Annotated in this window: 8 protein-coding genes and 1 pseudogene; all 9 read left to right on the top strand. The window is 63.5% G+C overall.

All coding sequences use genetic code 11. From position 1 onward, the window contains the following. Nucleotides 1-315 (top strand): annotated as a pseudogene (locus U5A82_RS21605) (type IV secretory system conjugative DNA transfer family protein); the annotation flags it as partial. A 1-nt stretch (nucleotide 316) separates the two neighbouring features. Continuing rightward, nucleotides 317-1054 (top strand): LPD7 domain-containing protein, encoded by a 738-nt coding sequence (locus U5A82_RS21600; RefSeq protein ID WP_326293077.1) that lies wholly within the window; start codon nucleotides 317-319, stop codon nucleotides 1052-1054. Nucleotides 1055-1364: 310 nt separating this feature from the next. Further along, the gene (gene nhaA, locus U5A82_RS21595; protein WP_326293076.1) at nucleotides 1365-2558 is read left to right on the top strand and encodes a Na+/H+ antiporter NhaA; all 1194 of its coding nucleotides are present in this window, start codon (nucleotides 1365-1367) and stop codon (nucleotides 2556-2558) included. A 2-nt stretch (nucleotides 2559-2560) separates the two neighbouring features. Continuing rightward, nucleotides 2561-4126, top strand: a complete 1566-nt coding sequence (locus U5A82_RS21590; RefSeq protein ID WP_326293075.1) for a DUF389 domain-containing protein — start codon at nucleotides 2561-2563, stop codon at nucleotides 4124-4126. A gap of 8 nt (nucleotides 4127-4134) precedes the next feature. Beyond that, nucleotides 4135-5400 (top strand): cation:proton antiporter, encoded by a 1266-nt coding sequence (locus tag U5A82_RS21585; RefSeq protein WP_326293074.1) that lies wholly within the window; start codon nucleotides 4135-4137, stop codon nucleotides 5398-5400. After that, nucleotides 5397-6806, top strand: a complete 1410-nt coding sequence (locus U5A82_RS21580; RefSeq protein WP_326293073.1) for a DUF2254 domain-containing protein — start codon at nucleotides 5397-5399, stop codon at nucleotides 6804-6806. The genes U5A82_RS21585 and U5A82_RS21580 overlap by 4 nt, the downstream gene beginning before the upstream one ends. Beyond that, nucleotides 6803-8011 (top strand): hypothetical protein, encoded by a 1209-nt coding sequence (locus tag U5A82_RS21575; protein ID WP_326293072.1) that lies wholly within the window; start codon nucleotides 6803-6805, stop codon nucleotides 8009-8011. Before U5A82_RS21580 ends, U5A82_RS21575 begins: the two co-directional genes overlap by 4 nt. Further along, nucleotides 8011-9375 carry a chloride channel protein gene (locus U5A82_RS21570; RefSeq protein WP_326293081.1) on the top strand — a complete coding sequence of 455 codons (1365 nt, stop codon included), beginning with the start codon at nucleotides 8011-8013 and terminating at the stop codon, nucleotides 9373-9375. Before U5A82_RS21575 ends, U5A82_RS21570 begins: the two co-directional genes overlap by 1 nt. Further along, nucleotides 9372-11162, top strand: a complete 1791-nt coding sequence (locus U5A82_RS21565; protein ID WP_326293071.1) for an SLC13 family permease — start codon at nucleotides 9372-9374, stop codon at nucleotides 11160-11162. Before U5A82_RS21570 ends, U5A82_RS21565 begins: the two co-directional genes overlap by 4 nt. Nucleotide 11163: the final 1 nt, after the last annotated feature.

Raw genomic sequence — 11163 nt, 5'->3', positions numbered from 1 at the left:
CCACAGGAAGAATTGCTGCTTCTGCGCGGCGGCATCCCTCCCATACACGGAGACAAAATCCGCTACTATGCCAATAGGCTGTTCCGCACTCGCGTTTTGGCAGCGCCAGAAGTCGCGAATATCCCGCGCATTGTCCATGACGACGAAGATCTACCGGGCTGCGTCGAACCCACATTTGATCAGCTTACCGACCCTGACCCGATGGAGTTCGCGATGGACTGCATTGTCATCCAGGATCTGCCCGACATGCTTATCGACGTGGCGGCCGAGCAGCGCGGAAACGAACGTGTAGGTGTGATCGAACAGGAGCGATAACATGGTGGACCGGACCGATAATATCGAGGCCGAAGGCGATCGGCGCAGGCGGTACATGGAAATCCCCGCTGATCTGGAAAGCCGCTTCCTGCGCGTCGGTGATAAACTCTATCGCAGCGCGCATGATAAGGAGCCGGTTGCGACCATTACCGCCGATCGCATCAAGGCCAAGGATCAAGCAGCCCTTCCCGACCTCATCAGGCTCGCCAAGGAGAACGGTTGGACATCGCTCAAGATCAGCGGTGACGAAGAGTTCAAGCGGGCGGCATTTCTCGCCGCATCCGCGCAGGGTCTAAAAATCGATGGCTATCTGCCCAATTCAAAAACGCAAGCTGCCGCTGATCGTGAACTGGCGCGCCAGGCAGGCAAGCCAGTCATCAGTGAGCAGGCCATTCGCACAGCCAATCAGGCACGTGATACCAAGGAGCAACCCGGACCGCGCAACGATCTTGCGGAGCGGTTTCGCAGGCAGACCGATGTGCAGAACGCCAAAGACCCTGAATTACGAAAAGCCCAAAGCCATGTTGCTCTGGCTATGGCTATTGCGACCGACCGCTTCCCCAACGAGCCGGGGCGGCAGCGCGAGTTTATTGCGGAGCGCAAGGAAGATGTCGCGGCTCGGATCGGACGTGGCGAGACGATCTCTGGCGTCGAGGTCAAGGTCCATCAGGATCAGCGGGTGCGGGAGATGGCCCAGGACCAGATATTGCAGAAGTCCCGCTCGATTGGAGGGCGCTGAATATATTATGTGGGTGTGCCACATGGCACACCCTAGTTAGGCGACTGTCGACCAGATCCGGTTATTCAGTGTCACTTCTTTGGATGTCCGTTACTCGCGTAACCCGTCGTTCGTTTATGGCCGACGCCATCGCGGTTTATTGCGGATACTCCCTTTAACTTTTCGAGCAAATAAGCCCGGAATTGGTTGCGACCATCTACCTCCGATGCGATACGCGGTCTGGGTGTTCGTTTTCTATTCATAGGTACGGGCAGGCTTTTACGCTGGTCGGGCCGCTAGCGGCCTTAAGCCGTGTCTGGAAGACTGTACCATGTACCACCCCCATGCGCACCCAAGCGCGATCCGCAGATTTCTCGAAGCTCAGTCGTCCGCAGGATTGGTGCTCATGGGCGCTGCGGTCGCAGCGCTGCTGATCGCCAACTCGCCGCTGGCAACAGACTACGACGCGATACTCCACACCAAGTTTGGACCGCTCTCGTTGGGGCACTGGATCAACGATGGTCTGATGGCCGTGTTCTTCTTGTTGGTAGGTCTGGAGATCAAGCGCGAGGTGCTGGATGGCCAGCTCTCAACATGGCCGCGACGCATTCTCCCAGGCATCGCCGCGCTCGGCGGGATGATCGTCCCTGCGCTGATCTACCTCGTTTTCAATCGAGGACCGACTGTGATCGGATGGGCGATCCCTGCGGCAACCGACATCGCCTTCGCGCTGGGCGTGATCGCGCTTCTTGGAAAGCGCGTGCCCGGCTCGTTGCGGGTCTTTCTGGCCGCGCTGGCGATCATCGACGACCTGGGTGCGGTAATCATCATTGCTGCCTTCTATACCGCAGGCCTATCGCTGACCTATGTCGCAGGCGCCGCCTTCACCCTTGCTGTGCTGATCGCGTTCAATCACTTGGGCGTGCGACGCCTTGAGCCGTACCTCCTGGTCGGACTTGTCTTGTGGGTGCTTCTGCTGCTGTCCGGCATCCACGCTACGCTTGCCGGCGTAATGCTGGCCTTCACTATTCCAATGGAGCGCACCCCTAGCCGTTCCGACGCCGACAGTATCAGCCCGCTCCACCGGCTCGAGCGAGCCCTGCACAAGCCGGTCGGCTTTGTCGTCGTTCCGATCTTCGGGCTCGCAAACGCCGGCGTTCCGGTTCTCGGACTGCCGCCTGGTGCCTTCATGGCCCCCGTCACGCTCGGCGCGGCGGCCGGACTGGTGCTCGGCAAGGTCATCGGCGTATTTGGATGTGCGACCCTCGCTGTCCGGCTCGGTCTGGCGGACCTTCCCGCGCATGCGAGCCGCATTCAGATGCTTGGCGTTGCGCTGCTCTGCGGCATAGGTTTCACGATGAGCATCTTCATCACGCTTCTCGCGTTTCCCAGCAGTCCTTTGCTGCAGGCCGAGGCCAAGATCGGCATTTTGGCGGGATCGTTTCTCTCAGGGCTGATCGGCTTTGCGGTGTTGCATCGAGCTGGCAGCGCGGCATCGAGCGTATTGGAGAAGACGGCGGAGTGAGCATGGAAGGGTTATCCGAACGCGCACAGGGCGCAGGCAGGCGTATCAACGCGGGACTGGCCCAGCTTGCCCTCTATCGCTGGTGGCGTCGAAATGTCGTCGGTCCAATCGACCATGAGGCTGTAGTCGCCCGCATCGTCGATGAAAGCGGGTGGTCTCCCCGCTACGCTTTCATGATCATGATGTCGGCGGGCATCGCCGTGCTTGGCCTGTTGCTGTCGTCTCCTGCGGTGGTCATTGGTGCGATGCTGATCTCACCATTAATGAGTCCGATCCTGGGCTTCGGTTTTAGTCTCGCGCTGTTCGATTTCGCCGAGATGCGGCGATCGCTAATGGCACTTGCCATCGGTTCGTTCGCCGCCGTTGCCTTCACCGCGCTGATCGTCACCGTGTCGCCGTTACAGGCTCCCACGGCAGAGATCGTCGCGCGAACACGTCCTAACCTTTTCGACTTGGGCGTTGCACTCTTCGCCGCTCTCGCCGGCAGCTTCGCGATTATCCGCGGTCGCGGTGAGACGATCGTCGGGGTCGCCATCGCGACCGCGCTGATGCCGCCGCTCGCCGTCGTTGGCTATGGTTTAGCGACCTGGAACATGCCAGTACTGGGCGGAGCTTTTGCACTTTTCGTCACGAACTTCATCACGATCGCGCTCTCCGCGACGGCGATGGCACGTTACTACGGCTTCGGCCATCACCTTTCCAGTCGCCAAAGCTGGACCCAGACCGGCTTACTGCTGCTGGTCTTCGCGGTCATGGCGGTGCCGTTGGGGCTATCTCTCAACCGCATCGCGCGCGAGGCGCTTACGGTTTCCGAAGTCCGCTCGCTGCTAAACAGACGCTTCGGAAGCGACGCCCGCGTGACGCAACTGGAGGTCGCTTTCGACCGCGATCCTATCGTCGTCCGGGCCGTCGTCATCACGCCACGCAGCAAGACCAAGCCGACAGTTGTGCTGCAACAGGCAATCGAGGAAGCTCTGGGCCGACCAGTTCGGCTCGATGTCGATCAGATCCTGCTTGAGCCGGGCGCCGGCGCGCTTGATGCCCAGCGCGAGGAGTTGCGACAGGCCGGCGATCAGACAAATCTTGAATCTCAGCGCATGACCGCGCTGGCGCGGACGATCGCGCTGATCACAGGAGTGGCGGCCGACGATGTGACCCTTGATCGTGACCACCGCCGGGCAACCGCAGCCGCGTTGCCACTTCCGGGTGCGACCATCGCGACCTATCGAACGCTGGAGGCCCGTGCCGCTGCCGAGACGGATGGCTGGAGCGTCGCGATCGTGCCGCCGCAAGGGCCGCTGCCGGAAATCGTTTTCGCCGATAACGTCGATACGCTTGATTCATCGGCGCGCGCCGCGGTCCTCAGTTCGGCCTGGGCAGCGCGGCGCTGGAATGTGCCCATATTGGCCGTGCCAGGGCTGCCGAATGGCAGCACGCCCGCGCGGCCTAACCTGACCCAGCGGCGCGCACTGGCAGTGGCCGCCGCGCTGGCGACGCAGGGGATCGGCTCCGCGCCGGCACCGAGCGGCGGGCAACGGTTCAGTCTTTCGATCGAGGTTGGCCAGTGATCGGCGGCTTGGCGCTCACGCCCTTTGATGCGGCGGCGATCCTGATCGTCCTCGCGGCCGCGCTCGGCTATTTCAACTACCGCTTCCTGAAGCTGCCATCCTCGATCGGGCTGACGGTGATGGGCGCGATCTCCTCGCTGCTGGTCGTTGCCATAGACCGGCTCCTGCCGGGCGCTGACTTCGCGCGCGACATCGTGCAGTTCATCGCCGGTATCGATTTTCACACCACACTGATGGACGGGATGCTGTCGTTCCTGCTGTTCGCAGGCGCACTGCACGTCGATTGGAGCGAGATGCAGCGCGGGCGCTGGCCAATCATTGTGCTGAGCACCATCGGCGTTGCCCTCTCCACTGCCCTCGTCGGGGGCGGCTTCCTGCTGCTCTCGCACGCAATCGGGTTCGCGCTGCCGGGAATCTGGTGCTTCGTCTTCGGCGCGCTCATCAGCCCGACCGATCCGGTGTCGGTGATGGGGGTGCTCAAGCGCGCGAACGTGTCGCCCGCGCTCGAGGCGACGGTCGCCGGCGAAAGCCTGTTCAATGATGGTGTGGGCGTCGTAATCTTCACCATCCTCTTGGCATCTGCGCTGTCCGGCGAGGTCTTTTCTGTTGCGCATGCCGCCGAGCTGTTCGCGGTCGAGGCCGGCGGTGGCGTCCTCCTTGGTTTGGCGATCGGATGGATCGCGTTCCGGATGATGCGCTCGATCGACGACTATAAGGTCGAGGTTCTGATCAGCCTGGCCGTCGTGATGGGCGGCTATGCCATTGCCCGGCCCTTGCACGCCAGCGGCCCGGTCGCGATGGCGGTGGCAGGGCTGATCATCGGCAACGCCGGCGTTGCGCACGCGATGAGCGAGACTACGCGCGATTACCTCCATAAGTTTTGGGATCTGATCGACGATATCCTCAACACCGTCCTCTTCCTGCTGATCGGTCTTGAGGTGGTGACGATCCCCAATGATCTCCGGCTTGTCGTCCTCGGTCTTGCCGCGATCCCGCTGGCGCTGGCGGCGCGCTCGCTTTCGGTCCTGTTGCCACTTCGCGCGATCCGGCCGAGCCATCGGTACGGTCTCGTAGCCCCGGTCACGCTCATATGGGGAGGCCTGCGCGGCGGTATTTCGATCGCTCTGGCCTTGGGATTACCGGACGGGCCGGCGCGTTCGGTGATCCTCGCAGCGACCTACGTCGTCGTCCTGTTTTCCGTCATTGTGCAAGGCGGCACGATCAAACGAGTGCTCGAAAGGCTTACCGAAAAAGATGGGAGGAGGGAGGCATGAGAGCGCGCCTGCTGCGATGGTCTAACGACCTGCGCGAAAGCTACTGGTTCGTGCCCACGGTCATGGCGCTGGCCGCGCTGCTGCTGGCGCTTGCGATGGTCTATATCGACAGCCACGCCGGTTCGACCTGGATGGACGGGCTGCCGTGGCTCTACGCGGCGCGCCCCGACGGCGCGCGCAGCCTGCTGTCCTCAATCGGTGGGTCGATGATCGGCGTGGCCGGCACCACCTTCTCGGTGACGATCGCCGCCGTCGTTTACGCCTCGGGCCAGTACGGTCCGCGCCTGCTGAGCAACTTTATGTCGGACCGCGGCAATCAGGTCACGCTCGGTACGTTCATAGCGACCTTCGTCTATTCGCTGGTCGTACTACGCACGATCCGCTCGGCCGGGGAGAGCGGCGCGAGCACGCCCGCCTTCGTGCCGCAGCTCGCGCTGCTGGTGGCGCTGATCCTCGTCCTTTGTTCGATCGCGGTGCTGATCTTCTTCATCCACCACGTGCCGATGCGAATCCACATCAACAACGTGATCGAGCGGATCGGTGACCAGCTGATCGCGGAGATCGACGCCCGCTTCCCGGTGTTCGTCGGCCAGCCCCTCACCGAAGCTGCCGACGATCCCCGCATCCCACGCGCCTTTCGCGAAGACGCAACCCCTGCCGATGTCGAGCGCCGGGCACCCGTCCGGTCAAAGGATATTGGCTACATCCAGCTTATCGACGAAAGCACGCTGCTGGATGCTGCGCGCAATTATGATCTGGTGATCCGCCTCCAATATCAGTCGGGCGACTTTGCGCATAAGGGCAGCGTGCTGCTGGAAGCATGGCCTGCCGAGGAATGCGACGAAGACGCATCCAAGGCGCTTCGTGAGGCGTTCGCGGTCGGTGCGCGCCGCACCGCACTCCAGGACCTGCGCTTTCTGATCGACGAGCTGGTCGAGATCGCGGCCCGCGCGCTGTCGCCGGGGGTAAACGACCCGTTCACTGCCAATAGCTGCCTCGACTGGCTCGGCGCCGCGATGGCGGACCTTGCGCGGCGCGACCTGCCGTCGCGTCTGCGCGCCGATAACGAGGGCACGCTGCGGGTCATCGCCCATCCGGTTACATTCGGCAGTTTCATCCATCGGGCGTTTGGCGCGCTCGCTCAATATGCCAGCGCCGACATGATTGCGGGCAATCGGTTCCTCGAAGCGTTGGGTGACGTGGCCCTCAGCTGCGACGATCCAAGCCGCATTGCCATCTTGGCGGAACAGACCCGGGCATTCCGGGCACTGGCAGACAAAGCGCTGGACGGTGCGTGCCGCGACACGGTGCTCGGCCGGGCCGATGACTTGCTTCGGGCCCTCGCCGAGCCTGACTACAAACGCCGTCTGCGAGATGGCAACGCCTGGCTGGGAGGAACAGCATGATCGTCGCTATTGCCCTGATCGTCGCGATCGTCGTCACGATCGCGCTGACCGTGGGAAAGTTCGCAAGGAGCGACGGGTGGCGAGCCACCGTCACCCCGCTCGCCTCGATTATCGGCTCCGGCTTCCTGATCTGCGGGCCGCTGCTGGCGAAGGAGTTTGGTAGCGCGGCGTTCGGCGCGATGGCCGCGTTGCTGGCCATCGCCTATGCGGCCGGTGCGGTGATCCGCTTCAACATCGTTCATGTCGAGGCGCATCTCGCCGCTGCCCGATTCAACGATCCGGTCGCCTGGCTCGCACGGATCACCCAGGGCGTGCTGGCGCTCGCCTATGCGGTATCGGTTGCCTACTATCTTAAGCTGCTCGCCGAATTTTCGCTAAAGCCGGTGCCGATCGACCCGGCGTCGCAGCCGCTCGCGGCCAATGTCATTGTCACGGTGCTGATCGGCCTGATGACCCTGCTCGCGCTGGGTGGCAGCCTACGCAGGGTCGAGCACCTTGCGCACGGCACTGTCTCGATAAAGATCGGGATCATCGCTGGCCTGCTCGCTGCCCTTGCTATTTCGTGGGTGATAAACGGCGCCGGTGACCCGCTGCCGCCCGCGAAGGTGTCGTTCGCCAGCGTGCCGATGCTGCTTGGGCTTCTCATCACCGTCCAGGGCTTCGAGACATCGCGCTATCTCGGCCACGCCTATCCGGCCAAGTTGCGGTTTCGCACGATGCGCCACGCTCAGTGGATCTCATCGGCCATCTATCTCGCCTTCATCGCGCTGCTGACGCCGTTTCTGTCTCGTGCAGCCGCCACCGAGGGGGTTGCCGGCATTCTCGACATCATGGAGCTGATCGCGCCTGCGCTGGGGATCTTCGTGCTCGTCGGGGCCGTGTCTAGCCAGTTAAGCGCGGCGGTCGCGGATTCGATCGGCTCGGGCGGACTCGTCAACGAGGTGTCACGGCGGAGGATCAGCGTACCGCTCGCCTTCGCTTTTGCGAGCGGGCTCGCGATCCTGATCGTCTGGCTCACCGATCCGTTCGAGGTCGTTGCCCTCTCTTCACGCGCATTCGCATTGTTCTACGCCCTGCAATGCGCCTTGGCCCTGATCGTATCGGTCAAGGACTGCAAGGGCACGGTGGCACAGCGGATCGGCTTCGTGGCGGTCGGACTGGTTTGCCTGGTCGCCGCTGCAGTCGGCGCTCCGGCGGAGGGCTGATCGTGAGACTTCCTGACCAAGCACGCGACCTGCTTCGCGAACACGGACCTACCGCACCGGTATGGCGCCGACGGGTAGCGATCCTCGGCGGCGCGGTGACGATCGGGCTGGTGGCGCTCCTGTTCGCACATCTCGCTGATTGGGCGGGCGAGCGCTTTGCGGTCATCGCCACGCGCTGGTGGTGGGCGCCGCTGATCATCACGCCGCTGGGCTATGCCGCGATTGCCGGCATCACCGCGCGGTTCGTGCCTGCGGCGCGCGGCTCGGGTATTCCGCAGGTGATGGCGGCGACGCGCGATCCCGATCACGCGATGTCCGCGCTCGTGTCGGCGCGGATCGTCGTCACCAAGCTCGCGTTGACGATCGGCACGTTGCTCGTCGGCGCCTCGACGGGGCGCGAGGGGCCGACCGTGCAGATCGCGGCATCGATCATGGGCTACGCGCACCGGATTATGGCTATTCCGCTGCGCGCGTCGGTGTTCATCGCCGGCGGCGCGGCCGGCGTGGCAGGCGCATTCAATACACCGCTCGCCGGCGTTGCCTTCGCGATCGAGGAACTCGCCGCCGCGTACGAACAGCGCATGACGTTGCTGGTCATGGCTGCGGTGCTCATCGCGGGAATGACCAGCCTCGGCCTCTCCGGCGACTATATCTATTTCGGCGTGATGCGGCAGACCCTCTCAGTTCACGAGACGATGCTGGCAGCACCGGTCGCCGGCGTGCTGGGCGGACTATTGGGCGCCTTCTTTTCGCGGGCGGTGTTGGCGACGGGGCGCACCCGCTGGGCGCCGGTCATTCGGCTGCGAACGCGGCCGATTCTGTTCGCCGGCCTCCTCGGCGTGATCGTCGCGGTCATCGGCGTCACAACCGGGCTGACATGGGGCACCGGCTACGGCGCGGCGCGCGCGATCATCACCGGTGCCGATGCCCCGCACTGGTATGGGTTGGCCAAGCTGGCGACGACGCTCGCGACGGCCGTTTCGGGCATGCCCGGTGGCATATTCGCACCGTCGCTCTCGGTTGGCGCCGGGGTGGGCGACATGCTCCGCTGGCTCTTTCCCGCCTATCCCGGCGGTGCCATTGTGCTACTCGGCATGGTCGCCTACTTCACCGGCGTCGTGAGGGCACCGCTGACCGCAGTAATCATCATATCGGAGACGACCGCCAGTCGTGGCTTGATGATGCCCCTGCTCGCCTCTGCGCTTGTCGCTGACTTCGTCGCGCAAGCTGTTTCGAAGGAACGCCTTTACCACGCTCTGTCGCTCTCGTTCCTGCCGCCGCAGGCCGAGACAGATCAAGCCGCCGGATCTTCCCAAACAGCGAAAGATACCAACACGCCCTGGTCGGATCATCCGAACCAATGATCAGCGCCCCACAGCCACATGCCATCGGCGCGATGCTGCTAACGGTCGCAATGTTCTATGGCTTCGTATCCGGACGCGCACGGGTCGAGATTATCTCGCTGTTGACGATCAGCGCGATAGCCTTGGGCCTCTACTGGTTTCCCCTTCCCGGACAGTCCCCGACCGACGGGCTCAAGCTGGCATTTGAAGGCTTCGGCCACTACGCGCTCATCACTATTTGCGCGTTGATGGTGCTGGGGCGGGGTCTGGTAACCACCGGCGCACTCGAACCAGCGTCGCGGCTGCTGACGCGGGTCTGGCGCTACAATCGCCAGGTCGGGCTTCTCGTCACGCTGTTGCTCGCATTCGGCATGAGCATGATGGTCAATGATACGCCGGTACTCGTCCTGATGCTGCCGGTCATGACGGCGATTGCGGCGAACGGCGGCATGCCCGCTTCGCGAACGTTGATCCCGGTCAACAGCGCGGTGCTGATTGGCGGCATGTCGACCACGATCGGCACCTCGACCAATCTCTTAGTCGTGTCGATCGCCAGCGACCTCGGCATGCCGCCGATATCCGTCTTCCATTTCACGCCGATCGTCCTCTTGGCCGCTTTGGTGGCGCTGCCGTTCATCTGGCTCGTCATGCCACGCCTTCTGCCCGACAATTCCGTTGCAGCGGGACACGAGGCGCGCCGGTTCACCGCCATGTTGCGGCTTGGCGATAACTCCTTTGCCCACGGTTTGTCGCGCGATCTGATCGCGGCGAGGCTGCCGGCAGATGTCGAACTGCTCGGCGAGGCGCATGGAGGTGCCCGGATGCTCGTGCGCGCAACGCATGCAGCCCTGGAAGAGACGATGCGCATCCTTGGGGCTACCGCCGCGCCGGCATGGCTGATGGACCGGCTGCGCGGCGGCTACGCACAAACCGGCGAGGATCTTACCGTCGCGGAACTGGCCGTGACCAAAGATTCCGGCGTCGTTGGCAAGGGTGTGGCTACCGCCAACGTTGCAGAACTGTATAATGTCGCGATTCTCGGCCTTCATCGCGCGCAGCGGCCTCGGCTCGCGCAGCCGCTGGTCGACCTCACGACCGACAGCCCATTTGGCGAAGGCGATATCCTACTGGTGGCCGGCGCTTTGGGCAGCATCGAGCGCATGTCACTGGCCGAGAACATGTTGGTTCTCGAAGGTGCCAAGGAACTGCCCCGCACATCCAAGGCGCCGCTCGCTTTGGCGATCATGGCGAGCGCGGTGGTGCCGGCGAGCATCGGGTTAGTGCCGATCGCGATCTCCGCGCTCGGTGGCGCAATCGCGATGCTGGTCACCGGCTGTGTGCGCTTTGATCGGATCGGCCGCGCGCTCTCGGCGAAGGTGGTGGTTTTGGTCGCGGCCAGCATCGCGATCGGCCGCATCGTTCTCGAAAGCGGGGCCGCAGCTTGGCTGAGCGAGCTGATCGCGCTGGGATTGCAGTTCTTGCCGGCGGCGGGAGTGCTCGCAGCTGTGATGCTGTTCGTGACGGTGCTCACCAACTTCGCATCCAACACGACTGCGGCCGCCGTCGGAACGCCTATCGCCTTCAGCTTGGGGCAACAGCTGGGCATACCGGTCGAGCCTCTGGTGCTCGCCGTCCTGTTCGGCTGCAACCTGTGCTACGCCACGCCGGTCGCATACCAGACCAACATGCTGATCATGTCGGCAGGCGATTATCGGTTTGCGGACTACACGCGCACCGGGTTGCCACTCGTAGCGATCATGGTGGTAACCCTCTCGGGATTGCTCGTTCTGCGATACGGCCTCTACTAGT

Source organism: Sphingobium sp. CR2-8 (genome assembly GCF_035818615.1).
Lineage (GTDB): Bacteria > Pseudomonadota > Alphaproteobacteria > Sphingomonadales > Sphingomonadaceae > Sphingobium.
Note: the sequence above shows the minus strand (reverse complement) of the source record. Positions and strands in the feature narration are given on the sequence as shown.